The following is a 25,666-nucleotide window of genomic DNA, read 5'->3' as shown; positions in this document are numbered from 1 at the left end:
CTATTTGTAATTGAACATCTTGCTGGCGAGCTTGTCCGAGATGCGAGGGAAAAGAGTATAGAGCTTGTGGGTCAGGTTCAAGAGCCAAGGCAAATTAAGCTCGCGTTTTGGTTTTCCAAAGTTTTTAACGATCTTCTTAGCCACAAAGTCTGGTTCCAAAATGTATCGGTCCACAGCCTTGACATAGGTCCCGTCTGGATCTGCCTGGTCAAAGAAACTAGTACGGATTGGACCCGGATTGACCGTCGTCACATGGACACCAAAGGGCATGAGTTCCAAGCGCAGGGCATTGGAAAAGCCAATGGCCGCAAACTTGGTCGCTGAATAGAGGCTGGATTTAGCAGTTGCAACTAAGCCCGCCATGCTGACGATATTGACAATGTGCCCCTTGCCTGCTTCCTTCATGTGCGCACCAATCATGCGTGAAAGGTTCATTAGGGCAAAGGTATTGACTTCAAACATGGCATGAATTTGCTCATTGGTGATCTGATCAAACTCTTCAAAGATTCCATAGCCAGCATTGTTGACCAAGACATCGATCTTCCCATAGCGCTGAGTCAGCTCTTCTACCAAATCTTGGACGGCTGAGGAATCTGTGATATCCAGCCCGATGCATTCGGCCTGAGGATGGTCGGCATAGAGGTTTTCCAGTTTTTCTTGATTTCTGCCTAAGAGAATCAGCCGGTCCTCAGGGAGGAGTTTGACCATTTCCTGAGCCAGGCCTCCACTCGCTCCTGTGATGATGATGGTTCGCATCTTAGATCTCCACTTCTTCTAGATCTTTGACCACATGGACCTTGTCAAAAATAGTCGCAGCATCCTTGCGCAATTGGCTAATGTCTTTTGATAAAAAGCGGGCACTGATATGGTTGAGAAGAAGGCGTTTGGCGCCAGCTTCACGCGCTACTTCTGCCGCCTGCATATTGGTCGAGTGTCCGTGTTTACGGGCAATCTTCTCATCGCCCTTGCCATAGGTGGACTCATGGACGAGGACATCGGCATTGACCGCGAGTCTGACACTGGCATTTGTCTTACGTGTATCGCCTAAGATGGTGATGACCTTACCAGGTCGAGGGGCTGAAATATAGTCGGCAGCAATGATCTTGGTGCCATCTTCTAATGTCACATCCTGCCCATTTTTAACCTGGCCAAAGAGTGGTCCAAAGGGAACCCCTGCCGCTTTGAGTTTATCCGCATCCAACGTTCCTTCGAGGTCTTTTTGCATGATGCGGTAGCCCACACAAAAGATGGTATGGTCCAAGGCTTCTGCATGAACTGTAAATTTATCCGTTTCTAAAATTTTTCCTAGAGAGTTTTCATCGAACTCATGAAAATGAATACGGTAAGGCAGACGAGAACCCGATACGCGAAGACTGGTCATCACAAAGGATTTGATCCCTGCAGGACCATAAATATCCAGATCTGTCTGCTCCTCATTGGCCTGAAAGGCCCGACTAGAGAGGAAACCTGGCAAACCAAAAATATGGTCTCCGTGTAGGTGTGTGATAAAAATCTTGCTAACTTTTCGGGGACGAATGGTCGTTTCTAAAATTTGATTCTGTGTCGCCTCGCCACAATCAAAGAGCCAGACTTCATTAATCTCATCTAGCAATTTGAGCGCTAGGCTCGATACATTCCGGGCTTTTGAGGGTTGCCCAGCTCCCGTTCCTAAAAATTGAATGTCCATTGTCTACTTTCTATCTATATAAATCATGGCCGTCCGGTTCTCTGAACGGAACGAAAGGTTGCCTGGGTAGGCTTGCGCTAGCTCGAGGAGCTCCTCTTGGTTATATCCTGACAGTTTCAAGCGTCCATCTTCCAAGGTCATCAAATCCGTCAGGGCTGAGAGGGCTTCTGTTTTAGTGACCACTTCTGGGCCGGCCTCTTGCAGACAGATCTTGCCATCTTTTTCAAAGACCAAACAATGCGGAAAGATCTCTGCGATTTCGAATAAAATCGAAGGGGTGATTTCCGCCGCTGGATGTTCAGCAAAGACACAGGCTATCTCCTCATTTAGGTAGGCCAAACCGTAAGACTGACCTGATAAGTTGAGGCGGATAAAAGGCTTCCCTTCATCAAAACTTTGCTGAACTGTGAACAGGTCAAATGCCCGGCTCAAGTCCAAGAAATAATCCATGGCCACCTTGGGGCTCTTCTTTTGGTAGAGCTCAGCGAAATAAGCGTTGATCACACTTGGTGGAGGCGTAATCACACGGAGCCGCAAGTCCTCAGGGATGGTGCTTAAAAGATTGGTCAGATAGACCCGATCGAGACTGGTATAGCCTCCATATTTTATTGCTAAATCAACGTAATCCGTCATAAAATTCTTCCAACTTCCACTTATTTTTCTCTGCGATATAGCCTTGAATGACCTCGACATCCTCTTCAAATTCGCGCTGGTCAATGATCGCGACCGTCTCTAAGTCATGTGTCCGATAGGATTTTGAAAAGGGAACGCGAATAGTAAAGGGAACAAAGAGTTCTCTCAGTTTTTCTAGGAACAAAGCCTGAAGGTCCTCTCGAGCTGTCTCAGAGCGCGCTGAAATCAGGCTAAAAGGTGTCTGGGTTGGGGTAAAGTCCTCTACTTTATCCGCTTTGTTATAGAGGGTTAAGCGAGGAATCTCCAGCATATCTAAGTCTTTCATGATAGAGAGCACGGTCTTTTCATGCTCTTCATGATTGGGGTCAGAAGCATCTATGACATGGACCAGGAGGTCTACATTCTTACTTTCTTCCAGGGTCGACTTAAAGCTCGAAACCAACTCTGTCGGCAAGTCCTGAATAAAGCCAACCGTATCGGTCAGGGTCACTTGCAGATTGCCTGTTAGGTGGATGCTCTTGGTTGTGGCATCTAAAGTCGCAAAGAGTTCATCGGCTTCATACTGGCTCTTACTGGTCAGCTGATTCATAATGGTCGACTTTCCTGCATTGGTATAGCCGATCAAACCAATCTTGAAGACAGGTGATTCCAAGCGTTTTTCACGAAGGGTTTCCCGGTTCTTTTCAACAGCCTTGAGCTGGCGCTCGATATCGGTGATTTGATTGCGAACGCTCCGGCGGTTCAACTCCAACTGACTTTCCCCTGGACCACGAGATCCAATTCCCCCGGCCTGACGGCTGAGCATGATCCCTTGACCAACAAGGCGTGGCAAGAGGTATTTAAGCTGGGCCAAGTGCACCTGCAACTTCCCTTCATGACTCCTAGCCCTCATGGCAAAGATATCTAGAATCAGCTGCATCCGGTCAATGACCTTAACCCCAAGGATTTCTTCTAAATTGACATTTTGCCGGGGCGTCAGGCGGTTATTGACCACCACTGTCGTAATCTCATCTGCTTCGACCATCTGAGCAATTTCTTCTAATTTTCCTGAGCCGACAAAGGTCTTAGTATCGTACTTCTCCCGCTTTTGTGTATAAGAGCCCCGGACATCTCCACCGGCTGTTTTAGCAAGGCTGGCCAACTCCTCCATCGACATATCAAAATTGTCCATGCCTTGTAGTTCCACACCGACCAAAAGGATGCGTTCTTGTTTCTTTTCTGTTTCAATCATGCTGTAAAAACTCCTTTACATCTGCAAGAACCTTCTCCTTGAAGTGGGGGGCAGAAATGGCGTAAAAGGTCACTTCCATCCGATTTCGAAACCAGGTCAGCTGCCGTTTGGCAAAACGCCGGGTGTTTCGCTTAAGAGTCTCACTGGCTTCATCAAGGCTTTGCTCCCCCTTAAAGTAGGGAAAGAGTTCCTTGTAGCCAATCCCTTTACTAGCTTGCACATCTGGATAATGGTTATAGAGCCAACGCGCTTCATCCAGTAAGCCCTCCTCTAGCATGCGATCTACTCGACGATTGATGCGATCATAGATCAAAGAGCGTTCATCATCTAGACAGATCAGATAGGGTTCATAATGGGTCTCTTCGTTTGCTAGGTCTTTCCCAAAATGCGCAATTTCAAGAGCCCGCATAGCCCGACGACGATTGAGCTGAGGAATCACAAGTCCTTGCTCCGTCACCCTTTTGTACAAGTCTTCATCCGAAAGCAAGTCTAATTGAGCCCGATAGGCCAGAATCTCTTCATGGGGAACTTCACCACCAAGATGATAGCCTTCAAGAAGGCTTTGGATGTAGAGGCCTGTCCCACCTGCAATGATGGGGAGCTTGCCTCGGACTGTGATCTCTTCAATCGCAATCTTGGCTTCTCTTACAAAATCAAAAGCCGAGTAAGACTCGTTCACCTCCCGCACATCGATCAAATGATGGGGAGCTGCAGCTTGCTCTTCTGGCGTCGCCTTGGCTGTTCCAATATCCAGCTTGCGATAGACTTGCTGACTATCGCCACTGATGATTTCACCATTGAGGGCTTGCGCCAAATCGATCGCAAGAGCTGTTTTTCCAACAGCAGTCGGTCCCACAATCACAATTATCTTGGTTTTCATCGTTTTTCCTTGCAAAATTCACGTTTTTTCGTTACCATATATTATAACATAAATATTTAAAGTTCAGAAAAGGAGAAATTCTCATGGCTAAAGGATTTGGTAAAGGTTTTGTTACTGGTGTTGCTGGTACAGTTGCGGCTGTCGCAGGTGCAGTTTACACATTCAAGAAAAAAGTAATCGAGCCAGAAGAACAAAAAGCAGCTTTCATCGAAGAAAACCGCAAAAAAGCAGCACGTCGCCGTGTCTCACACTAATCCAACAAAAAGCTCGGGGAAACCGGAGCTTTTTTTGCTGAAGAAAAAAGTCCATTTTGGAAAATTTTCTTTTACTGGTAGGTTTTGTCAAGATAAGCTAACACAAGTAATGCTAAAAGAATTAGAATGATATATTTTATGTTTATTCAAACATTACTGAAATTTTCCGCCGTGAGAAAAGTGCTAGAAACACGATAGTTTCTAGCACTCGGGAGTTTTGAAACTTTAGGTTCAAAACTAAGTCATGGAACTTCTTCGAAGTTCGCTGACGTCCGTACTCACCTAAGGAACGTTTCTATGATGACGTTTGTCTTCAATCTAAAAGCTCCGGTTTCCCGGAGCTTTTAGATTGAAATTTCACCGTTCTTTGATCATCTTCGTTGCGATCTCCAAGAGTTCCACTCCCATCTGAAAATGCTCGTCTAACAAATCATAGACGGCATCTTCAGACAAGACACCACAAGGAAGATCGGCTGGAAAATCAGCTTGATTGGACAGGTCCAAGTCATCAAAATAGGCCTGACTACTATAATAATCGCGCAGTTGGATATAGCTTTCTTGATGTTCTCTTAGCTGATCCACTGCTTTTTTGGTTTCTTCCAAAGTCTTAGCATAGGCGTTCAAATAACCTTCCATCCTTTGGATGCGTTCAATTTTTTCCTTTGCAATTGTCATGTGTTACTCCACTTTCACCACTTCTAGATGAGGGCCACCTAAAAGTACTAGATATTTTTCAATGTGCTCTTGGCCATAGGAACGGCGAAGAGCTTCTGCATAGAGATCGAGCTGATCTCGGTAGCGTTCGACCAATTGGCTAGGGAACTTGTAGTGATCTGTCTTGTAGTCAAAGAGCAGGATCCGATCTTCTAGCACGATATACCCATCCAAGATCCCCCGCACGACAAAGTCCTCTCCACTAGCTGGATCTTTCTTCAGCATGGCAAAGGGGGCTTCACGATGAACACGAGGGGCTTCTCTTTGAAGTAAGGTTCCCAAAGGCGTCTCATAGAAAGCGAGAATGGCCTCTAGCTTGATGCGCGCTTTGACTGCTGGTTCTGCTTGGACTTGCTCCAAGGCTTGACGAAGTGTATCAATAGTGATTTCTTCTTCAAGAGGCACGCGCTGCATGAGTTCATGGACAGCACTACCAACTTGGGCTCCCGTCACCGCTTTTTCTTGACCAAAAGTTGGAAGCTCAAAGTCCGGCGTTACAGGCTTGGCATCCATGATTTGGACGCCATTGGCCTCCATGACCGGCTCGTAGAATTTCTTGATCTGACTAGGAGTACGGACACTTGGCAAATGAATGGCCGGAGCATAGAGCTGATTGAGACGATCAACATTTTCCAAGATATCCAAAGCCCGACGAATATCCTCTGACTGGCGGACATCCTTGAGCTGATCCAGGCGGGAATCCTTCTCCTTCTCTAGTGACTCAAGCTGATCCGGTGTCAGATCTTCGTCTGTGACAAAACGCGTGTCATAGGCCAGGGTATTCTTGGCAAATACATCTTGAATAGCAAAGAGCCAGTCCTGATAAGAGGTCCATTCTTTTCGTTTTTCCGGATCCAGCTTGCCATTGCGACTGGTCCCCCAATCGGTATCGCGCAGTTTGTCCTCACGGCCTTTTCCGACCAGATAGAGCTTGAGCTCGGCTCGTGTCATAGCAACATATAGAAGACGCATCTGCTCCGAAATCGTGGCTAATTTTGTTTCTTCCACATTGCCCTGGTAGCAAGGCGTTTCGATCTGCAGGCGGATGGTTTCAGGGGCGGCTGGATTTTCGGTCTCAACTGGCAGCTTGGCAATGTATTTAAAGCCAATCCCTTTTTGACGGCTGAGGATGATCGGCCCCGATTGATCCTTGCGGTTAAAGGCCTTGTCCATATTGAGAATAAAGACATACTTGAATTCCAGCCCCTTACTCTTATGAACCGTCATGAGCTGGACGGCATCTTTGGGTGCTGCCAGAGGAACGCTAGCCAAATCGTGTTCATTTTCGATCACCTTATCGATCATGGCTATAAAACGCGACAAGCCCTTAAAGCTAGCTTTTTCGTAATCATTGGCCCGAAGCGTCAAGGCATAGAGGTTGGCCTGGCGCTGGGCGCCATTTGGAAGGGCGCCAACATAGTCGTAGTAATAGCGATCCTCATAGATTTTCCACAGCAAATCATAGAGCGAATGGGTTTTTGCCATAGCACGCCAAGAAGATAAAACCTGGAGGAAGTTCTCGATTTTAGCTAGGAGCTTGGCATCGATCAGACTTGCATGCTCTGCAGTTTTTTCAAGGGCTAACTGGACCTTGTGGTAGAAGGCCACTTGCTTTTGCTCTGGAAGCGTCTGCAAGGAAATCCGCGCCAGCTCATCTTCATCAAAGTCAAACATAGGGGATTTCATCAGGGCTACTAAGGGATAATCATGCAAGGGGTTGTTGATGGTCCGCAAGGTATCCAGTATGACCATCACTTCCAGCGACTCTAGATAATGCGCTTGTCCGCTATCTGCCACAATCGGAATCTGGTACTGGTCAAAGGCTTCCAGAATCGCGTCATTTCGCGTTCGAGTCGCAGTCAAGAGAGTGATCTCTTTAAAGGGTACTTTTTCTACCCGATGGAGGCGTAAAATTTCTTTGATAACGAGAAGAATTTCTCCCTTGGAAACCGTCTCGAGTCCAGAAGCAGCTTCCTCATCTTCGGCCTTTTCTTCCTGGTCTTGGCTACCATCATAGAGCAAAAATTCAGCCCGATGTTGTGGCAAGGCCATCCGCTGCTTGTCGCTTCCTGCAACTAGATAGTGGGTTTGATTGTAGTCAATCTCTCCTACCTCTTCGTCCATCAAATGGCGGAAGACATCATTGGTCGCGTCCAATACCTCCACATGACTCCGGAAATTTTCCTTGAGGAGGATCAACCGCCCTTTCGCTCCTTCTTCTTGATAGGCCTTAAATTTGTCATTGAAAATCTGTGGATCTGCCTGACGGAAACGGTAAATGGATTGCTTGATATCCCCCACCATGAAGCGATTGTGGCCATTTGACAACAAGTCCAACATCCGTTCTTGGGTATGGTTAGTATCCTGGTACTCATCGACCATAACCTCGTGGTAGCGCTCCTGAAAGGCCTGTCTCACCTCTGGGAATTGTTCTAAAATTTGAATGGCAAAATGACTGATGTCTCCAAATTCATAAGCTTTTTCTTGGATTTTTCGCTCCAGATAAGCGCGAGCAAAGTCTCTGATAAAGTCCCGCAGCATAGAGAGCATGGGGCCTTCTTCTTGGTGAAAGGTTTGTTGAAATTCCAGCTGATAGAGCTGATTTTCCAAGTCTCTGAGGCGATTGATATGTATGGTTTTGTCTTGGTTATAGGCCGTAACTAGCTCTTTCAGCTCTTCCTTACGGGCTCTATTGGTTAAAGCACCCCCATTTGAAGCCCGGCTAATCGCAACGACCGCCTTTAGGACAGAGGTCAGTTGCTCTTTATTGGGGCGCTCTGAGAGACTAGCAATCTGATCCAGCACCTCTTGCACCGCTTCCAAATACTTGGCCTTGCCAAATGCTTGGCCTTCATTGGACAAATGAAAGGCAAAAAAGCTCTCTGCCTCATAAAGAGCCTGCTGGATGCTCTCCATCAGGGCACCTTCAACCTGTTCAAAATCGGTCTCTTCATAGCCTTTTAGGAAATGCTCCTCCAACCATTTTTCCGGATCACTGGTCGACTGAAGAAAGTCATAGATCTGGTAGACTTGCTCTTTAAACAAGGATAAATTTTTGCGCTGTCCCGTGAAATTCTTGACCATCTGAACAAAAGCTTCTTGGTTTTCCCCTTGGTAATAGCAGTCAAAAACAGCTTGAAAGACTTCATTTTGCAAGAGACGCTGCTCACTGGCATTTTGTAAAATCCGAAACTGGGGCGCCAACCCAAGCAAATAGCCATAGCGCGTTAGGACCTTTTGGGTAAAGGAGTCCATGGTTCCGATATCGCTAGTGGCGACATCTGCGATTTGACGGGCCAGGTGTTGCTTGAGTTCTGGGTCATCGCTCGCTTGAAGGGCTTTTCCAAGTTCACTTTCCAAACGCTCCTTAAGCTCTCCTGCTGCCTTGACCGTAAAGGTCGAGATAAAGAGCTCCTTTATCGAAATGCCTCGCTGGATCTGATCCAAAATCCTTTGCACCATGACAAAGGTCTTCCCTGAACCAGCTGAGGCCGATACCAAGATATTGGTCCCCGAACTATAGATGGCATCGATCTGTTCTGCTGTTCTCTTTTGCTCCTTGGTAGAGGCTGCCTCTTGGGCCTGAAGGGCCTTGATTTCTTCTCTTGTCAAAAATGCTTGTTTGATCATTTGTTCAAGACCTCCTTCATCTTCTCGATCCAAGCAGCTTTCACCTTTTCACCGCGTATTCCTTTTTGGTCTAGTTTGGTCAAGAACCGTGCCTGACCGAGGTGACGATCGGCTTCAAAGCCTGTGATGGATTTAAACTGCTCCACATATGGTGCGATATTGCGCCCATTTTCACTATAGGGATTGATGGCAAATTGCCCTTTGAGAATCCCTTCTGCTGCTGTTTTATAGAGATAAGCGTTGTACAAGAGGAGCAGGTCCAGCTCTTCCTTACTCAGCATCATGGCCTTGTTCTTATCATAGGCCTCGCCCAGATAAGGCGCCTGATCTGCCATAAAGAGCCCCTTGTACTGTTGACTTTTCATAGTTTGGTTGATGGCGTCCTCGACTGTCCTAGTCTTTTTCAGATCTACTAGGGGATCTCCCATTTCCAAATACATGGCTCCGAAAATCCCTTGCTCCGCTTGGTATTCCTTCAGATCCTGAATGGCAGAAAGATAGGTTGGCAATTGAGAATTCAGGCCATTAAAGAACTTGTCATAGTGGAATTGCGTCAAGCTCGACTTGTAATCCACAACGCCAAGAGCTCCCCGATTACTTAACTGGTCAATCCGGTCCACCTTTCCCCGTAGCTGCAGGAGACGGCCATCAGACAAAGGATAAGAGGTGTGGGCACTCCCTCCAAAGAGAGTCTCCTCACCAATGGTCTCGATGCCATTTTGCTGGGCGAGGACCCGCCCCGTTGTTTTAGCGGTATCAAGAAGCAAGTTGCGAATAAACTCGGTCTCTCCATTTTCTCCATACAATTGCTGGAACTCTGCTTCTTGGCTGGTTTCTCGAATCGCCTCGCTTAAGCGCTGATCAAAAGCTTGATCGGAGCTGTCTTTTAAGACTTTTTCAAAGATTCGGTGCAAGAAATTCCCATGACTACGAGCGTCTGGTCGGATGGTCTCATCCTCTTGTAGCCCTAAGACATAGCGCAGATAAAAGGCGTACTGGTGCTTGTAGTATTCATTCAAGGCAGAAGCAGATAAGGTCAAGGCTTTGCCTTCTGGGTAGAGCGCTTGAAGGGTATCCGACTGGAGTTGGCGACTCTTTAATTCCGTTGAAATCTGAGGAATCTGAATGCCTTCCGCTTGCAATTTCTTTCGCAAGACCCGTACGGCCACACCCCAAAAGCTGGCTTCTTCAGCAGACAACTCATTAGTGATCTCTTCTTGATGGAGTTCGATCACGCGCGCTAAGAGGGCTCGGTAGGTCCCGATGTCATCACTCGAAGCTTGCGCTTGTTTGGTCGTCCACTCGATGGCAATAGGCTCCTTGGCCAATTCTAGAAGATAAGGAGAGACACTATCTTCCGTTTCATTCACCAAGCTAGGGGCAGATAGGACCAGTTGTTCGGTCGCTGCATTGAGGAGCGAAACCGCCACAAAGCGATTCTTCTTGAGATTTTCGCTGGTCACCACCTGGAGCTCTGCTCCTTCTTGGGTGGCCTCATTGAGCTGTTGTCGTTCTTCTTCACTGAGAAGCGAGGTATTCTGTGCGATCTTGGGAAAACGTTCCTGGGTCAACCCGATCGCGTAAACATAAGGGGCTGTCAAGGGCTCAATCAAGTCATAGGACTGAACCGTCACTACATCAACTGTAGCAGGAATTGTCCGGTATTGTGACAATTGCATGCCGGATAAGACAAGAGCTAAAAAGTCATCCACTGTCAGTTCTTGGTCCTCAAAAACCAGATTCAATTCTTCTAAGACGTGGAGGAAGGCCTTCCAAACTTGGTCATAGCGTTCCTGCTCTTCCAAAGCTAGATCCTTGATCAAAGCTTGTAGATTCTGAGAAAGCTGAGCCTCTTGCAGAAACTCTGTAAAGGCCATTAAGAGTTGGGAAACCTTTTGTTTGCGCTGTGAAAAGAAAGGAGCTAAAGGTTCTGCGACGCGTTCTCGGAGGGCATTGAGTGCTTCTAGATGAAACTTACCCTGACGATTGCTGGTAAAAGGCTTTTGAAATTTTGCAGCACCTTTTACTTCCGCAAAGCGAAGATACTGTTCAAAAACATCGACTTCTGCTTGCGCCAGATCACTATAAAGACCCGTTTTCAACAGATTGATGATATCTTCTGTCTGGTAATTGAACTGCTTGATCCGCCCTAGCGATTCAATGACCTGAATCAAGGGATGATGGACCATGGCTTCGCTTTTTCCCAAATAAAAGGGGATCTGATACTGTTCAAAAATGGTCTTGAGTTGCAGTTGATAAGCTTCTACATCTCCTAACAAGACCCGAATATCCCGATAGCGTGCGCCGTCATGAAGACGTTGGCGGATGGATTTAGCGACAAATTCCAACTCTTCTTTTTGCGTATTGGTTTGCCAGAGTTGGACAGCGGTTCGATCTTGGTTCTCCAGTTCATATTCCACTTGTGAAAAATCGTAGCGCGCTTCTAACATGCGGGTCATGCGACTAAAGGAATCTTCGATGGCTTGCCCACAATATTGAGGTTGGACCTGAAAAGTCTTAGCTAGCTGGAGCAGAAAGTCAACACTAGCCTGATAGAGATTACCCTCTCTAAAGGTTGCTCGATAGGCTTTTTCACTGGCATAGACCCCGATGACAATCTCCACTCCTTTTCGGTGAAGGAGACCAATCAAGGCCTCTTCTTCCGCAGAAAAACGCGTGAAGCCATCGACGACGATCGCCACATCCTTCAATTGCTCTTCCAAGTGCCCCTCTTCAACCTGGTTGAGGAAAACGGCAATCTTGGACTGGGATTCATACTGGTGCTGAACCAGCATCTCGGAGACAGCTTCAAAAATCGCCAAGAGGTCCTCTCTTTTTTCAGCTTCCTCGAGCAATTCCAAATCTGTAAAATCCATCTGGGCTGTCTGTAATTCATGGTAGAGCTGAACCAGTTGCTGGATAAACTGAGGATCCTTGCGCAGGGCTCCGTAAACTTTAAGATCCTGCTCCTTCATGTGGGAAAGGGCTTTAAAAAATAACATGCCTAGTCCGATGTCATCTAAGGCTTGCTCCTCAAAAACCTGATTCAGGATGAAATAACGGGCCATTTGAGTAAAGCGCGTAACGGTTATGGCAAAAGAAGCCTGACCTTCTAAATAGGACAAGACCTTGGCTTCTTTTTCAAAGGAAAGAGAGTTAGGTGCAATGTAAAACACACGCTTGCCATCTTCTACTAACCTTACGGCTTCTTGCGTCAGGACCTGGGTCAAGGGGGTCCGAACATCCGTATAGAGTAATTTCATCCGATCCGTTCTCCTTTGGGCACTTTCTTGAGAGCTTATTATCTCCTTATTATATCATTTTCGCAGGAGGGACTAAAGCAAGAAGTCATGCTCCTCTTGCCCCAATTTTAGGACATTTGTGCTACAATTAAAGCTAAAGAAACAGAAAGGATGATCCCGATGACCAGCATTTATGATTTTTCTTTAGAAAACCAGCAAGGGGAAGAAATTTCTCTTTCCCACTACCAAGGTAAGGTTCTCATCGTGGTCAATACAGCAACAGGCTGTGGCCTAACCCCGCAATACCAAGGACTGCAAGATCTCTACCAGCGCTACCAAGATAAGGGGCTTGAAATCCTAGACATTCCCTGTAACCAATTTATGGGACAAGCACCAGGAACTGCAGAAGAGATCAATAGCTTCTGTAGCCTCAACTACCAGACCACCTTTCCACGATTCGCTAAAGCCAAGGTCAATGGTAAAGAAGCCCTTCCTCTTTATGACTGGCTCAAAAGCCAAGCAGCTGGACCACTGGGCAAACGCATCGAATGGAACTTCGCAAAATTTGTCATCGACCGACAAGGCCAAGTCGCCCAACGCTTCTCCTCCAAAACAGAACCAGCTGCTATGGAAGACTTGATCCAAGAATTGCTTGAAAAATAAGCAAAAAAAGGAAAGAATGATGTTTGAATAAACGACATTCTTTCCTTTTTCTTACTGTATTCATCTATTCAGTCCAAGCTTCAAGAAGGTTGTTTGTTTGACTGAACTTTTAATTGAACCAATAAGAGATCGTTACTTTTCACTTCCCTCTTTCTCACTACTGTGTTTTTCTTTATACTTATCGGAATCCTTCGTAAAGAGTTTCTGGGGTAAATCAACCAACCAATCAAAAAGACGGTCGCCTACAAATTGAATAGCTAGAAGAATTGCAGTTGCCACTATAAAGCATAAAATGATGTAATTATCAACATTTGCCATTTTTTAGCCTCCCTATTTTCATACCACTATCATTGTCTATTCATCTTGAGTGTTTTCTGATATCTTAGTTAATAATGCATCTATAATAGCAGGTGAGACTTTTCTCTCTTTTAAAGAATACATCCCCTTAGGCTCAAAATGCATTTGCATATTTAATAATTGTTTCCCATTTAGAAAGATCATACTACTAAAGGAACTTTGTACCGTAGTATCATGCTGACCATAGATAAAACTTCCGTTATCTATCTTTGGATCTATATAAGGAATATAATAGATTGCAGTTCTACTAGAAGCTGATTTTTTCACCGCTGGAAGTTCGTTTTGTTGGTAAAAAGATGAATTTAAATAAGTATCTAATAATTCTTGAGCTTGTCCAGAATTCTGGATATGAAATTTTACTTCCCCTCGATTATACGCACCCAATGTTTCAATACCTGTATGGTCATATACATAAGCTTTGAAATTCAAGCCACCAACTTGTTTGTTATCTTTATCGAAAAATACATATGTAACAGATACGCTTTTTTCGGAATCATCATAATCCCAAACACCTTCATCATTTAGTTTAACACTAGTTACGCCGTATTGCGACATCACTTCTTTCACATCCTTATCGGACAATATTTTCTCAAGATCTTCTGCTGTTGTGAATCTAAGGTTGTCTTCTTCACTATCACTACTAGTTTCAGAGCTCATCGAATCGCTAGTACTAGGGCTACTACTCTTTGAAACAGTCGATTTCGAACAAGCACCTAAGCAAGCCAATACTAAAATACCAACACCTATCATTTTCAGTTTTTTAAGTTCCATTTATTTTCCCTTTTTCATTTATATAAAATCTCTCAATACCTTTTTACAATTGGGATTGAGTGTGGTGCGTAACGACTGTTACCCTATACATTTAAAAACAATAGCCACCTATCTAACACAAGATCAAGCTTGTTGAGATCAAATTTTCCAAAATCTTCCCATTGTTATGTAGAATGTTTTACACAAAAATCGTACACTATCATAAAATTACGCTTTCATTTTACCACCTTGTCTTATCTTTGAAAAGGATTTTTTAGAAAATATTTGGTAAGGCTAAGCCTTCTTACCCTTTATATGTAATAAGGCAGTCATACTTTGTATTATGGTGATTTTTAATGTTTCAAAAAAGCCTGAGCCAACGCTCAAGCTTTTTTGGTTTAATCAATTTCAAGTCCACCGGTGTAGAGGCGATAATAGGTGCCACGTTCTGCCATCAAGGAAGCATGGTTGCCTCGCTCGATGATGCGTCCATGGTCCATCACCATGATGACATCGGAATTGACAATTGTCGACAGACGGTGGGCAATGACAAAGACTGTCCGACCTTCCATCAGGCGGTCCATCCCTTCTTGCACCATCTTCTCTGTCCGAGAGTCAATCGAAGACGTCGCCTCGTCCAGAATCAAGACTGGCGCATTGGCAAGGGCTGCACGGGCAATGGCGATCAATTGTCGTTGACCATTTGAAAGACCAGCCCCATCATCCGTCAAGACCGTTTCATAGCCCTGATCCAAGTGTTTGACAAAGGAATCCACATTGGCAATCCGAGCTGCCTCAAGGATCTCCTCCCGCGTTGCATCGGCACGGCCATAAGCGATGTTTTCCGCAATCGTACCAGTGAATAGATGGGTATCTTGAAGAACGATTCCGAGGGAACGACGAAGAGAATCTTTCTCGATCAATTTGATATCGATCCCATCATAAGTAATCATTCCGGATTGGATATCATAGAATCGGTTGATCAAATTGGTAATGGTGGTCTTACCCGCACCGGTTGCACCGACAAAGGCCACTTTTTGACCTTTTTCCGCATAGAGATTGATACCTTTTAGGATCTGCTTTTTCCCATCATAGGAGAAATCAACATGGTCAAAGACCACATGCCCCACCAGTTTGACCAACTGGTAGCTGCCATTTGGACGAGGGTGTTTCCAAGCCCACTTGTTAGTTTTCTGATCGGTTTCAACCATTTCTCCATCGACCAGTTCATAATTGACCAGCGTCACTTTTCCAAGGTCGACCTCTTCTTCTTCATCCAAGAGATCAAAGACACGATCTCCACCAGCCAAAGCCATCAGGACAAAGTTCAATTGTTGAGAGACCTGAGCAATGGGGCCTGTGAAGGAACGGTTCAATTGCAAGAAGGCCATGAGACCACCAATGGTTAAACCACCGATGCCATTTAAGGCGAAAAGTCCACCGACCAAGGCTGTCAGAACAAAGGAAACATTTCCCAAGTTCCCAAGAATTGGCATGAGGACATTGGCGTAGCGATTGGCCTGGTAAGAGGATTCAAATAGTTGGTCATTGATACGGTCAAAATCCTCAATGCTTTCAGTTTCATGCACAAAGGCCTTGACTACCTTTTGACCAGACATCATTTCTTCAATAAAGCCGTTTTCAATCCCCAAGTTCTTTTGTTGGGCCCCAAAGTAACGACCTGACTTGCTAGAGACATTCTTGATAACCATAGTCATGATAAAGACCATGACGAGGACAATCAAGAACAGCAGCGGACTAACGGTCAGCATGGTAATCGTTACCCCAAGGATGGTAATCGCTGAGGATAAGAGTTGAGGAATAGATTGTTCAATCGCTTGGCGAAGGGCATCAATATCATTGGTATAGATGGACATGATATCCCCGTGTTGGTGGGTATCAAAGTAACGAACTGGCAGTTTTTGCATACGGGCAAACAACTGATTTCGAAGACTTCTAAGCGAGTCTTGAGAAACCGTCGCCATAATCAAGGTAAAGCCATAGTTAGCAAGTACCCCGATCAAACAGATCAAACCAACCCGTGTCAAGAAGGACAAGAGCGGTCCAAAATCATGGCTGTTGGACGAAAGCATAGGCTCCACATAGACATCGACCAAAGACTGAATCGAAGCTGTCACATTGACCGTCGCAAGAGACGATAGGACGATCAAGATAGAGGAGATAATTAAGGATAACTTGTAGTTTTTCCAAAGGAAGTCGAGCAGGCGAAGGATTGAGCCTAGATTTGCTTTTTTCTTAGTTTTCATCTGCTTCTCCTTTCCCTTGTGTTTGCATTTCATATACTTCTTGGTAGATGGCATTGGTCGCAAGCAATTCCTCATGACGACCGATGGCATCAATCTGACCATCATTCATCACGACGATGCGATCCGCATCTTGAATAGAGGAAATCCGTTGACCAATGATGATTTTAGTAGTCTCTTTCAAGTTGGTGGCCAACCCTTGACGAATCAAACTATCTGTCTTGGTATCGACCGCTGAAGTCGAATCATCCAAGATCAAGATCTTCGGATTCATGAGAAGGGCACGCGCAATACAGAGACGTTGGCGCTGTCCACCGGAGACGTTGGATCCCCCACGCTCAATCATGGTATCATAACCCTCTTTGAAATCTTGAATAAACTCATCGGCTTGGGCAATCTTACAAGCTGCGATGATCTCTTCATCCGTCGCATCTTTATTTCCCCAGCGCATATTCTCTTTAATAGTACCAGAGAAAAGGACATTAGTTTGAAGAACCATCGCCACTTGCTTACGAAGGGAATCAAGGTCGTATTTTTTCACATCGTGGCCTGCTACTGTCACCCGACCAGACTCAACATCGTAGAGACGAGGAATCAACTGTACTAGGCTCGATTTCCCTGATCCTGTTCCTCCCAAGATGCCAATGACTTCCCCTGACCGAATGGAAAGATTAATGCCTTGCAAGACATGGGTCTTGTCGCCATTTTCATCGGTATAGGCAAATGTCACATCCTCAAAGTTGATCGATCCATCTGCAACTTCTTTGATTCCATTTTCTGGGGAGACAATCGTCGCTTTGGTCGTCAAGACTTCATTGATCCGCTCGACAGAGGCCATAGAAATTGACAGCATGACAAAGATCATCATAAACATCATGAGCGACATGAGAATGGTCATGGTGTAGCTAAACATAGAGGTCAAATTCCCAGTAGAGAGTTGGCCACCAACGATCAGATGTGCCCCAATCCAAGAGATCAAAAGGAAGGAAGCATACATGGAAAGCATCATAGCTGGACTACTCAAGACAACGACACGGATAGCTTTCATAAACATGTTATAAATCAAACGCGAAGCCTTCTTGAATTTAACCGTTTCATCCGCTTCCTTAACGTAGGACTTAACCACCCGCATATTAGTGATGTTTTCTTGAATGCTGTTGTTGAGATTGTCATAAGCTTCAAATACTTCTGTAAAGAGCGGATACACAATCTTCATGATGATGCTTAAGACAGCCGCCAAAAAGATGGTTACATAAACAAAGATCATGGCCATTTCTGGATTGATCATGAAACAAGCTACAATGGCAAAGATCAAATTGAGCGGTGCCCGCACACAAATCCGGATCACCATTTGATAGGCATTTTGCACATTGGTCACATCCGTCATCATCCGAGTAACTAACCCACCTGATGAGAACTGATCAATATTTTCAAATGAGAAGGTTTGGACTTTTTTGAAAATGGCCCGACGAAGGTTTTTGGCAAAACCAGCTGAAGCATAGGCGCCATAACGGGCAGACTGCATTCCACAAAAGAGGGAGAGGAAGGCACAGACCAGCATGAGCCCACCATAAAACAAAATATTGTTCATGTTTCTTTGTTGAACACCCTGGTCCAATAAACTCGCCATGACAAAGGGAATCGAAATCTCAAACATGACTTCAAAGACCATGAACAAGGAAGCCAATATCGAGGGCTTCTTGAATTCCTTGATCTCGGAAATTAAGGATCGAATCATCATTACCTCCAAAGTTTTTCATACTTTTTTCTGCGGGAGAAGCAAAGCTTTTTCCTACCGAAAAATAGGTCAAAACACACAAAATTCCCTGAGGGAAAGACCCTAGGGATTACGCGTTTTTCATAATCTTCATTGTAACCTAAATTGCAAAAAAATGCAAGATTTTTAGACAGCATCCATTTTTCTGTTGATCCAGTACAAAAGAGTCTGGGACAAAAGTCCTAGCCTCTTTCTATTTATTCAGCTAAGAGCACTTCTTTGATGGTTTGTTTTTGGAGTTTTCTGTTGGATAGATAAAAGAGGCTTTCATAAACCACCGCAAAACCGAGCAAGGTCCAAAAGCAAACGTTCCAGTCAAAGTTGTGCTCAATCTTTTCAGGTACCGTGTCTTTGATCACACCAATCAAAATTTCCATGATGCCGTATTGATAAGCCGTCCCAAGGGCAAATCCTAAATAGGCCCAGAAACGATAAGGAGCGAGAATATGACTTTGGCATTCAGGATCGGTGTAGCCAAATGCCTTCATAAGAGCCAAGGTTTCGCGACTTTCTGAGACCACAATTCCCAATGACAAAAAGAGAATCGAGAAAGAAAGGATCAAACCAATCATGATCATCATGGTTTGGATGATGTCATCTGTGTAGTCCCTTAGGCCAAAGGACAATTGAACCATGGCCGCGAAACACATGGAGCCAAAGACCACAAAAAACAAGATCGATTTTCTCCCCCAAATCAGCGACGAAGACAGCTCTTTTAGGAAGGATTTCTCTTTCTTAGGAGCCCTCTTTCTCCTTTTGACCTTGATTGGATTTGGGGATTTTTTCAATAAGCGAAGGGCCGGCGTTTGTAGTTGTCTTCTAGCATAGCCAATCGCAAGGACCATAAAGAAAGTCGTTGGTAGCATCACCAAAGCAACTAAGAGTTGCCAATGAAAATGAATGGTAATGTCTGGCAGAATCCCCTTCTCATTGCGAAAGTCATAAAAATGACCCATCATCAGAAAAGACGCGAAATAGCCAAGAAGTGCTCCAACTCCAAAACTGAGCCCAAAAGCCCAAAATCGTTTCGCCAACTGGCCATTGCTATAGCCCAAAGCCTTTAAAATCCCTAATTGTTCCTTGTGGTCATCGACAAATTGTTTGATATAAAAACACATGAGAAGGATCGACGTCAAGGACAAGACGACTCCACTGACCATGGCCACCATCCAGGAAAGCGAAACCTGGGCATCATAGTAGGTCGTAATCATGGGATTGGTTTTAGAAATCTCCAACTGCTCGATATCAAGATAAAAATTCAAGAAGAGATTGGCCACAAAGACCGCACAAGCCCCAATGATACTGACGACAACTAATTTTCGAATATCTTTTATTGAAAACATGGCTTACCATCCAATCTCATAAGCAGTCTGAGGCTGATCGTTGGTCACAACTTGGGTAATCTTGCCACTATTGACACGAATGATGGTTCTGGCCATATCCGCAATATTTTGGTTGTGTGTCACCATGATTAAGGTAAAGCCCAACTTTTCCTTCAACTTCCAGATATAGTCGAGAATCTTGCGCCCTGTTTCTTCATCCAGGGCCCCCGTCGGCTCATCTAAGAAAAGAATCTCTGGCTTTTTGGCCAAGGCACGGGCAATGGAGACTCTCTGCTGTTCCCCACCAGACAATTCACTTGGATACTTATCTAGCTTATCACCAAGCCCCAAATCCTCGATGATCTGCAAAAAATCATGATTGCTTGCCAGATCAGCCCCCATCTTAACATTCTGTCTGACCGTCAGATTCGGTAATAAATAATACTGCTGAAAAATAAAGGCAATCTTTTCACGTCTGAAAGCTGTCAATTGAGCATCCGTGAGTTGAGACAAATCCTGCCCTTGAATGAGGATATGCCCCTCGTCTACCTTTTCTAATCCGGATAATACGTTTAAGAAGGTGGACTTTCCTGATCCAGAAGGACCTAGGATAACCACATCATCCTGGTCTTGAATCTGCAAATCAATCCCTTTTAAAACCTTTGTTTGGCCATAACTTTTGTGAACATTTTCTAGTTGAATCATTTCTTTCCTACCATTTCTTTGATGAGAGATTGACAAACTTCTGTCAATAAACCAATCACTTCTTCCATGCTGAACTGATAAATACCAGAAGCAACCATAGAGGCCATCCCGTGTGAGTAGATGAATAGATGCTGGTACAAGCGACTAGCCTCCTCTAACGTCAACGGATAGTCTGAGACAATCGAATCCAGAACCATTTGGTAGCTATGATCCTTTATGGGAAGAAAATCTTGAAAGCGACGAATCGGATCTTTGCTAGGATTTTGGAAAAGCAATTGAAAGAGTTGGGGCTCTTTTGAGGCGAACAGGATATAAGCAATCCCGACAGAACGGAAGGGCTTCTCATCATCTAAAGCCTTTCGTATATACTCCACCACGACCATTTCCGCAGCAACAATAACCTCTGCTTGTAACTCAGCCATATTTGCAAATTGCCCAAAAATGACCCTTGGTGTAGCTCCCAGTTTTTCCGCTAATGCTCGAGCCGTCAAACTAGCCAGGCCCTCTTCTCTCACCAATTGTAAAGCTGTCCCAATGATAGCCTCTTTACTAAATTTAACCTTTGGTGGCATAAGACTCCTTTCACGCAACAGTTGTTACGCAACATATGTTGCATAAAGAATACCATAACAAAGTAAGACTTGTCAAGAATAAACTATAAAGTAAAAGACAAAAAACCAGCCCACTAATACAAGTGAGGGCTGGTCTACTAATAAGATTCTAAGGCAAATCATTACCTGCAGCCAAGTAGATTTGGTACCATTCCTTGCGGGTTAGGGTAACGGTTGCTACTTTCCCTGCTTCAAGGACATGCTGGGGCTTGGTGGTCCCGATGACAGCCTGCATCTTACCCGGATAGCGGAGGACCCAAGCAAGGGCGATGGCTGTCGGAGTGACCTGGTATTTCTTCGCCAAGTCATTGAGGACATGATTAAGGGCCGCAAACTCTTCCTTGCCGACAAAATTTCCCTTGAAATAGCCATGCTGGAGGACAGACCAGGCTTGAATCACCATATCGGTTAAGCGACAATACTCAAAGACACTGCCATCTCGCACAGCTGCTTTTGGCCCTTCCATGTTGACATGAAAACCGGCTTCAAAGCTAGGCGTAAAGGCGGCACTCAACTGCAGCTGGTTGACCTTGAGTGGTTGTTTGACAGCCGTTTTGATCAATTCCATCATCATAGGATTTTGATTGGACACCCCAAAATGACGGACCTTGCCCGCTTGCTCCAAGTGATCAAAAGCTGCTGCTACTTCTTCAGGCTCCATGAGAGCATCCGGTCGGTGAAGGAGGAGACTATCTAAACGCTCGATCTGCAGGCGCTCGAGGATGCCATCGACGGAGTCCAAAATATAGTCCTTAGAAAAATCAAAATAGGTAAAGCCGTCTTTGCGAATGCCACACTTGGACTGGATCCACATCTGGTCCCGAAGATCCGGACGGCGCCTTAGAACCTTACCCAGCAGGACCTCACACTGGCCATCGCCATAGATGTCCGCCAGATCAAAAGTGTTGATCCCGATAGACAAAGCTGCCTCCACCAAGGCCTCCACCTCATCTTCACTCATCTGACTGATCCGCATCATCCCAAGAACGATCGTGGACAGACGCTCATTTTCAGCAAACTCAATATAGTTCATGTCCGCCTCCTTTTCTGTAGTTCTATTGTAGTGAAAAGGCTTGCAAAAGTCAATTTGAAATCAAAAAGCCCTCAGCTATAACTGAGAGCTTGTTTGATTAGCGATAGCTGAGAGCACGTTTGATGGTCTTCCATGGTCCGAGGTCATCGGTCTGGAGAATTAAGCTCGCATAGATACGGGCAATAAGCACTGTTCCCACGATGGTAAAGAGGACCGCAATTCCCAAAGAACCCCAAGATTCAAGACCAGTCGCATAGCCATTGATGGTACGGAAAGGCATAAAGAAGGTTGAGATGAAAGGAATGTACGAACCGATCTTCAATAAGAAGACATCACCGGCACTTCCCAAGGTGGTTACCCCAAGGAAGCTAAAGATAACTAACATCATTAGTGGCGAAATCGCTTTTCCTGAATCTTCAGGTCGTGCAACTGTTGAGCCTAAGAAGGCAGAGAGCACTACATACATAAAGATCCCAAGGATAATGAAGAAGACGGTATTGAGCGAGATCGACTCTGCAAGGTGTTGGGTAATCGGAGAGTTTGGAGCGAGAATATCCTTGACAACTGGGATATCTGCTCTAAAGATCCAAACAGCTACTAAACCAATCACATAGACAAAAATATGGGTAAAGATCACACCGAAGAGTCCGAGCATGCGTGCGAAGAAATAGTCGGTTGCTTTGATACTAGAGAAGACCACTTCCATGATCTTAGTTCCCTTTTCACTAGCCACTTCTTGGGCTGTGATACTCGAGTAGAAGATCAAAATCATATAAAGCAACATTCCTAGACCACCTGCAACCATGGTTTGCACCATTTTCAAGCCTTCTTTTTTCTCATCAATTTTTTCTTTGAGAGAAACCTGTTGAGACAAGGCTGTCAGCTGCTCTTTGCTTAGATTGGCACGCGCTAGATTGATCCCTTGTTGGACCTGGCTTAATTTCGCAGCGACAAGGCTTTTCAATTCCATTTTCATGGCTTGATCACCCACATAAGTGGCTTCTAACTGGCCATCTTTTTCATCGACCGTTAGGTAAGCAGCGGCTTTCTCATCCTTGATGGCTTTTTTAGCTGCAGCTTCATCTTTGTAGTCCAAGGTCAAGCCATCGGTTCCTTTGAGGCTTTCTTTGACAGCTGGCACTTCTGTCACCAAGGCCACCTGATTCTTCGCATCTGTAGAAGAATCCGTTAGATAACCGATTCCAACGCCCAACCCTAAAAAGAGGAAGGGACCGAAGACCATGAAGAGAAAACTCCATGATTTCACTTGTCTGATATAGGTTTCTTTCATTACGACAAACATCTGTTTCATACTTCTACTCCTGATTCAAGTTTAAAGATCTCATCAATAGTTGGGGCTTGGTGGTCAAAGGTCGCAAGGTAGTGGCCCTTGGTTAAGCGGTCAAATAATTCTGGACCCGCTGACGCATCATCCAAGATCAGCTTCCAAGTCCCTTGCTTGGTCATGCTGACCTTGGTCACGTGTGGCAGAGCTTCTAGCTCTTCTTTGCTAAAGTCGTTAGAGACAAAGAGGCGAGTCTTGCCATAGCTATTCCGGACCTCTTGGACAGGCCCTGAAAGGACCACCGAACCATCACGGATCATTAGGATATCATCACACAACTCTTCGACATTGGTCATGACGTGGTCAGAAAAGATAATGGTAGCCCCACGCTCTTTTTCTTCAAAGATGACCTGCTTGAGCACTTCTGTGTTGACCGGATCCAATCCGCTAAAGGGTTCATCTAAAATGATCAATTTAGGCTCATGGATCAAGGTGATGATCAGTTGAACCTTCTGTTGGTTCCCTTTTGAGAGACTCTTTATTTTATCAGTCAATTTCCCTTTTACTTGGAGTTTTTCCATCCAGGTCGGTAATTTTTCCTTGACCTCGGCAGTGCTCATTCCTTTTAAGGCAGCCAAATAGCGGACCTGCTCAAAAATCGTAAGTTTTGGCATAAGACTGCGTTCTTCTGGCAAATAGCCAATTTCCTTGTAGGTCTCTTGGGTAATCGCTTTGCCATCTAGACGAATCTCACCGCTGTAGTCCAAAAAGCGAAGGATGCTGTGGAAAATGGTGGTTTTCCCAGCCCCATTTTTCCCAACCAAACCAAGGATATGCCCTTGTTGAGCTGTTAGATCTACTCCAAAGAGGACCTGTTTATTGCCAAAGCTTTTTTCTAAATGTCTAATTTCTAACATGAATGACTCCTTTACTCTTTATAATAACGTTTGGTAATCTTGTATTGTGAAATAAGGATATAAATATAGATGATGGATACAACGAACAAAGCTAAGAGGATATCCGTATTGAAGGCAATTCCAATGATTAAGAGAGCAATGAGAAGGCTCGGCAAGATATAATTGCTTAACTTAACCACCACTTCAAAATTTTCCTCGTAGCTAATCTGTTTTTCCGCTTCATCCATCATACTCATTAAAAATTCACGCACTTCCTTAGCATTGGCATTGCGAGGAATCGGTTTTCCATAAAGCAAATGGAAGGTCTTGCGAAAGAAGATATCCGATAAGAAAAATAGGGCAATCAAAACAAGAAAGAGATAGAGCATGGTAAAAGTTCCAAAGATAAAAGCCAAGTGCCCTGTGGAAGGTCTATCCATATATACCAATTGACTATAAAAGATGATGACTAAAAAGTATGGCAAGATCATAATACCTTTAAAAATGGTCGCTAACCCATACAGTTTTTCCTTCTGGATGTCATAGTGATAGGCTTCGTCTTCGTCTTCTATTTGGAGCATCTTTTGATGGACTTTTCTCGCGCTTATTAGTAAGTCTATCGTGACCATAAACAAGATAAGAAACAAAAGTATTGAGCCCAAAAGGAGTACTTCTTTACTAAAGAAGGATTGGATTTCAAGGGGCTTTTCGGATCCGAACATGCCTGTCAAAAAACCAATGACTCCTCCAATCAAGCCGGAACCTGTGATGATTCCGACATTTCTCCAAAAACGGTAACGAGCGGATCGTTCTTGTTGTTGCTTTTTCATTTTTATTCATCTCCCTCTACTAGACTAAAGACATTCTCCACCGGTTCATTGAAAATTTGGGCGATGGTGATCGCAATGATAACCGAGGGGGTGTATTCCCCCCGCTCCAAGAGACTGATAGACTGGCGCGAGACCCCTGCTAGCTTGGCTAGCTCGGATTGGTTGAGCCCATCGCGCGCCCTCAGCTCTTTCAATCGATTTTTTAAGATCATGGCTTTCGCCTCCTATAGCTGAACACCTTGAATATCTTCGATGCGAACTAATTTTGTCTCGCTTTGCTGTTTATTAATCACACGAGTCAGTTTGACCCAATCTTCATCGATATCCATAATTTCATATTTGGTTCCAAAACCATTTACTGTGACAGTGACCGTTTGGCCTTTCAATTCTTCTAAAAGTCTAGACATGTCTTGATTTCCTTTCACTTGTTTTTCCAATCGTCTAATGCGTTTGTTCAACCTTTTTATCTTCTTTTCTGAGCTTGCATAAATGATAACCAGAAAAGGGATAAATAGAATCCATATGGCTCCCATAAGAAAACCTCCCCTCCTTTCAACTAAAATTATTGTAACACTTCTTTTTCTTTTTGACAAGTATAATTGTCAAAAAAATAAAAATATTTGTCAATAATAGCAGGATGGTTGACATGGATATTTTGAGGTAAGAAATAAAAGGCCCGCATTTGCGCACCTTTTAACGATCCTTTTCTCCCTGCTATGAATCTGAAAAGACTTCAATAGTAAGAAATATAACTTTGGTCGCTACAAGATAATCTTACACGTGTTTAATCTCGATGAAGTCTAAACTAGTAGGACTGGGCTAGCTCTGATCATTTTCATCATCCTTGTTCCCTGCATCTTCCACAAGCCACAGCAAAGTAATGATCAACTCGTCAGCTTAAA

Annotated in this window: 23 protein-coding genes; 2 read left to right on the top strand and 21 right to left on the bottom strand. The window is 44.6% G+C overall.

The features are described from left to right. The 5 genes from ACVC7Q_RS00985 to miaA are packed head-to-tail and all read right to left on the bottom strand — an operon-like array spanning window position 1 to window position 4,431. Window positions 1-756: an SDR family NAD(P)-dependent oxidoreductase gene (locus ACVC7Q_RS00985; protein ID WP_447264482.1), complete on the bottom strand. Its 756-nt coding sequence runs from the start codon at window positions 754-756 to the stop codon at window positions 1-3. 1 nt (window position 757) lies between these two features. Then, the gene (gene rnz / locus ACVC7Q_RS00980) at window positions 758-1,687 is read right to left on the bottom strand and encodes a ribonuclease Z (protein WP_447264481.1); all 930 of its coding nucleotides are present in this window, start codon (window positions 1,685-1,687) and stop codon (window positions 758-760) included. Window positions 1,688-1,690: 3 nt separating this feature from the next. After that, window positions 1,691-2,320, bottom strand: a complete 630-nt coding sequence (locus ACVC7Q_RS00975) for a cystathionine beta-lyase (RefSeq protein WP_447264480.1) — start codon at window positions 2,318-2,320, stop codon at window positions 1,691-1,693. Beyond that, window positions 2,304-3,551 (bottom strand): GTPase HflX, encoded by a 1,248-nt coding sequence (gene hflX / locus ACVC7Q_RS00970; protein ID WP_447264479.1) that lies wholly within the window; start codon window positions 3,549-3,551, stop codon window positions 2,304-2,306. The genes ACVC7Q_RS00975 and hflX overlap by 17 nt, the downstream gene beginning before the upstream one ends. Next, the gene (gene miaA / locus ACVC7Q_RS00965) at window positions 3,544-4,431 is read right to left on the bottom strand and encodes a tRNA (adenosine(37)-N6)-dimethylallyltransferase MiaA (RefSeq protein WP_447264478.1); all 888 of its coding nucleotides are present in this window, start codon (window positions 4,429-4,431) and stop codon (window positions 3,544-3,546) included. The genes hflX and miaA overlap by 8 nt, the downstream gene beginning before the upstream one ends. Before the next feature lie 83 nt (window positions 4,432-4,514). Between miaA and ACVC7Q_RS00960 the strand changes: the two genes are divergently transcribed. Continuing rightward, window positions 4,515-4,685 carry a DUF3042 family protein gene (locus ACVC7Q_RS00960; RefSeq protein WP_003002781.1) on the top strand — a complete coding sequence of 57 codons (171 nt, stop codon included), beginning with the start codon at window positions 4,515-4,517 and terminating at the stop codon, window positions 4,683-4,685. Window positions 4,686-5,042: 357 nt separating this feature from the next. Here the strand turns inward: ACVC7Q_RS00960 and ACVC7Q_RS00955 are convergent, their stop codons facing one another. Genes ACVC7Q_RS00955 through rexB form a run of 3 tightly spaced genes read right to left on the bottom strand, consistent with a single transcriptional unit; the run spans window position 5,043 to window position 12,292 of the window. Next, on the bottom strand, window positions 5,043-5,360 hold the full coding sequence (locus tag ACVC7Q_RS00955) for a DUF4298 domain-containing protein (protein ID WP_447264477.1): 318 nt from the start codon (window positions 5,358-5,360) through the stop codon (window positions 5,043-5,045). 3 nt (window positions 5,361-5,363) lie between these two features. Further along, window positions 5,364-9,029 (bottom strand): helicase-exonuclease AddAB subunit AddA, encoded by a 3,666-nt coding sequence (addA, locus tag ACVC7Q_RS00950; protein WP_447265028.1) that lies wholly within the window; start codon window positions 9,027-9,029, stop codon window positions 5,364-5,366. Continuing rightward, window positions 9,026-12,292, bottom strand: a complete 3,267-nt coding sequence (rexB, locus tag ACVC7Q_RS00945; protein WP_447264476.1) for an ATP-dependent nuclease subunit B — start codon at window positions 12,290-12,292, stop codon at window positions 9,026-9,028. Before rexB ends, addA begins: the two co-directional genes overlap by 4 nt. Window positions 12,293-12,451: 159 nt before the next feature. Between rexB and ACVC7Q_RS00940 the strand changes: the two genes are divergently transcribed. After that, entirely contained in the window at window positions 12,452-12,934 is a 483-nt protein-coding gene (locus ACVC7Q_RS00940) for a glutathione peroxidase (RefSeq protein ID WP_447264475.1), read from the top strand. A 132-nt stretch (window positions 12,935-13,066) separates the two neighbouring features. Here ACVC7Q_RS00940 and ACVC7Q_RS00935 read toward each other — a convergent pair whose 3' ends face one another. The 13 genes from ACVC7Q_RS00935 to ACVC7Q_RS00875 all read right to left on the bottom strand — a co-directional run bounded on the left by ACVC7Q_RS00935 (window position 13,067) and on the right by ACVC7Q_RS00875 (window position 25,297). Continuing rightward, window positions 13,067-13,252, bottom strand: coding sequence for a hypothetical protein (locus ACVC7Q_RS00935; RefSeq protein WP_041826380.1), 186 nt, complete (start codon window positions 13,250-13,252; stop codon window positions 13,067-13,069). A gap of 36 nt (window positions 13,253-13,288) precedes the next feature. Next, window positions 13,289-14,062 (bottom strand): hypothetical protein, encoded by a 774-nt coding sequence (locus ACVC7Q_RS00930; protein ID WP_447264474.1) that lies wholly within the window; start codon window positions 14,060-14,062, stop codon window positions 13,289-13,291. A 377-nt stretch (window positions 14,063-14,439) separates the two neighbouring features. Continuing rightward, the gene (locus ACVC7Q_RS00925; RefSeq protein WP_447264473.1) at window positions 14,440-16,308 is read right to left on the bottom strand and encodes an ABC transporter ATP-binding protein; all 1,869 of its coding nucleotides are present in this window, start codon (window positions 16,306-16,308) and stop codon (window positions 14,440-14,442) included. Continuing rightward, entirely contained in the window at window positions 16,298-18,043 is a 1,746-nt protein-coding gene (locus tag ACVC7Q_RS00920) for an ABC transporter ATP-binding protein (RefSeq protein WP_447264472.1), read from the bottom strand. Before ACVC7Q_RS00920 ends, ACVC7Q_RS00925 begins: the two co-directional genes overlap by 11 nt. A gap of 236 nt (window positions 18,044-18,279) precedes the next feature. Further along, a complete protein-coding gene (locus ACVC7Q_RS00915; protein WP_447264471.1) occupies window positions 18,280-19,425 on the bottom strand; it encodes an FtsX-like permease family protein in 1,146 nt (381 codons plus the stop codon). A gap of 3 nt (window positions 19,426-19,428) precedes the next feature. Next, a complete protein-coding gene (locus ACVC7Q_RS00910) occupies window positions 19,429-20,109 on the bottom strand; it encodes an ABC transporter ATP-binding protein (protein ID WP_447264470.1) in 681 nt (226 codons plus the stop codon). After that, a complete protein-coding gene (locus tag ACVC7Q_RS00905; RefSeq protein ID WP_447264469.1) occupies window positions 20,106-20,681 on the bottom strand; it encodes a TetR/AcrR family transcriptional regulator in 576 nt (191 codons plus the stop codon). Before ACVC7Q_RS00905 ends, ACVC7Q_RS00910 begins: the two co-directional genes overlap by 4 nt. A gap of 148 nt (window positions 20,682-20,829) precedes the next feature. Continuing rightward, window positions 20,830-21,753 (bottom strand): aldo/keto reductase, encoded by a 924-nt coding sequence (locus ACVC7Q_RS00900; protein ID WP_447264468.1) that lies wholly within the window; start codon window positions 21,751-21,753, stop codon window positions 20,830-20,832. A 97-nt stretch (window positions 21,754-21,850) separates the two neighbouring features. Then, window positions 21,851-23,065 (bottom strand): ABC transporter permease, encoded by a 1,215-nt coding sequence (locus tag ACVC7Q_RS00895; RefSeq protein WP_447264467.1) that lies wholly within the window; start codon window positions 23,063-23,065, stop codon window positions 21,851-21,853. Then, entirely contained in the window at window positions 23,062-23,955 is an 894-nt protein-coding gene (locus ACVC7Q_RS00890; protein WP_003007952.1) for an ABC transporter ATP-binding protein, read from the bottom strand. Before ACVC7Q_RS00890 ends, ACVC7Q_RS00895 begins: the two co-directional genes overlap by 4 nt. Window positions 23,956-23,966: 11 nt before the next feature. Further along, window positions 23,967-24,764, bottom strand: coding sequence for a DUF3169 family protein (locus tag ACVC7Q_RS00885; RefSeq protein WP_447264466.1), 798 nt, complete (start codon window positions 24,762-24,764; stop codon window positions 23,967-23,969). 2 nt (window positions 24,765-24,766) lie between these two features. Beyond that, on the bottom strand, window positions 24,767-24,976 hold the full coding sequence (locus tag ACVC7Q_RS00880; RefSeq protein WP_447264465.1) for a helix-turn-helix transcriptional regulator: 210 nt from the start codon (window positions 24,974-24,976) through the stop codon (window positions 24,767-24,769). Between the two features lie 12 nt (window positions 24,977-24,988). Next, window positions 24,989-25,297, bottom strand: coding sequence for a hypothetical protein (locus tag ACVC7Q_RS00875; protein WP_227038074.1), 309 nt, complete (start codon window positions 25,295-25,297; stop codon window positions 24,989-24,991). Between the last annotated feature and the right edge of the window lie 369 nt (window positions 25,298-25,666).

The sequence above is a fragment of the Streptococcus sp. W151 genome, assembly GCF_053010205.1.
Note: the sequence above shows the minus strand (reverse complement) of the source record. Positions and strands in the feature narration are given on the sequence as shown.

Excerpts from the sequence above, each read along its gene's own strand:
- ACVC7Q_RS00985 (WP_447264482.1), bottom strand. The coding sequence starts at position 756 with ATGCGAACCATCATCATCACAGGAGCGAGTGGAGGCCTGGCTCAGGAA.
- rnz (WP_447264481.1), bottom strand. The coding sequence starts at position 1,687 with ATGGACATTCAATTTTTAGGAACGGGAGCTGGGCAACCCTCAAAAGCC.
- ACVC7Q_RS00975 (WP_447264480.1), bottom strand. The coding sequence starts at position 2,320 with ATGACGGATTACGTTGATTTAGCAATAAAATATGGAGGCTATACCAGT.
- hflX (WP_447264479.1), bottom strand. The coding sequence starts at position 3,551 with ATGATTGAAACAGAAAAGAAACAAGAACGCATCCTTTTGGTCGGTGTG.
- miaA (WP_447264478.1), bottom strand. The coding sequence starts at position 4,431 with ATGAAAACCAAGATAATTGTGATTGTGGGACCGACTGCTGTTGGAAAA.
- ACVC7Q_RS00960 (WP_003002781.1), top strand. The coding sequence starts at position 4,515 with ATGGCTAAAGGATTTGGTAAAGGTTTTGTTACTGGTGTTGCTGGTACA.
- ACVC7Q_RS00955 (WP_447264477.1), bottom strand. The coding sequence starts at position 5,360 with ATGACAATTGCAAAGGAAAAAATTGAACGCATCCAAAGGATGGAAGGT.
- addA (WP_447265028.1), bottom strand. The coding sequence starts at position 9,029 with ATGATCAAACAAGCATTTTTGACAAGAGAAGAAATCAAGGCCCTTCAG.
- rexB (WP_447264476.1), bottom strand. The coding sequence starts at position 12,292 with ATGAAATTACTCTATACGGATGTTCGGACCCCCTTGACCCAGGTCCTG.
- ACVC7Q_RS00940 (WP_447264475.1), top strand. The coding sequence starts at position 12,452 with ATGACCAGCATTTATGATTTTTCTTTAGAAAACCAGCAAGGGGAAGAA.
- ACVC7Q_RS00935 (WP_041826380.1), bottom strand. The coding sequence starts at position 13,252 with ATGGCAAATGTTGATAATTACATCATTTTATGCTTTATAGTGGCAACT.
- ACVC7Q_RS00930 (WP_447264474.1), bottom strand. The coding sequence starts at position 14,062 with ATGGAACTTAAAAAACTGAAAATGATAGGTGTTGGTATTTTAGTATTG.
- ACVC7Q_RS00925 (WP_447264473.1), bottom strand. The coding sequence starts at position 16,308 with ATGAAAACTAAGAAAAAAGCAAATCTAGGCTCAATCCTTCGCCTGCTC.
- ACVC7Q_RS00920 (WP_447264472.1), bottom strand. The coding sequence starts at position 18,043 with ATGATTCGATCCTTAATTTCCGAGATCAAGGAATTCAAGAAGCCCTCG.
- ACVC7Q_RS00915 (WP_447264471.1), bottom strand. The coding sequence starts at position 19,425 with ATGTTTTCAATAAAAGATATTCGAAAATTAGTTGTCGTCAGTATCATT.
- ACVC7Q_RS00910 (WP_447264470.1), bottom strand. The coding sequence starts at position 20,109 with ATGATTCAACTAGAAAATGTTCACAAAAGTTATGGCCAAACAAAGGTT.
- ACVC7Q_RS00905 (WP_447264469.1), bottom strand. The coding sequence starts at position 20,681 with ATGCCACCAAAGGTTAAATTTAGTAAAGAGGCTATCATTGGGACAGCT.
- ACVC7Q_RS00900 (WP_447264468.1), bottom strand. The coding sequence starts at position 21,753 with ATGAACTATATTGAGTTTGCTGAAAATGAGCGTCTGTCCACGATCGTT.
- ACVC7Q_RS00895 (WP_447264467.1), bottom strand. The coding sequence starts at position 23,065 with ATGAAACAGATGTTTGTCGTAATGAAAGAAACCTATATCAGACAAGTG.
- ACVC7Q_RS00890 (WP_003007952.1), bottom strand. The coding sequence starts at position 23,955 with ATGTTAGAAATTAGACATTTAGAAAAAAGCTTTGGCAATAAACAGGTC.
- ACVC7Q_RS00885 (WP_447264466.1), bottom strand. The coding sequence starts at position 24,764 with ATGAAAAAGCAACAACAAGAACGATCCGCTCGTTACCGTTTTTGGAGA.
- ACVC7Q_RS00880 (WP_447264465.1), bottom strand. The coding sequence starts at position 24,976 with ATGATCTTAAAAAATCGATTGAAAGAGCTGAGGGCGCGCGATGGGCTC.
- ACVC7Q_RS00875 (WP_227038074.1), bottom strand. The coding sequence starts at position 25,297 with ATGGGAGCCATATGGATTCTATTTATCCCTTTTCTGGTTATCATTTAT.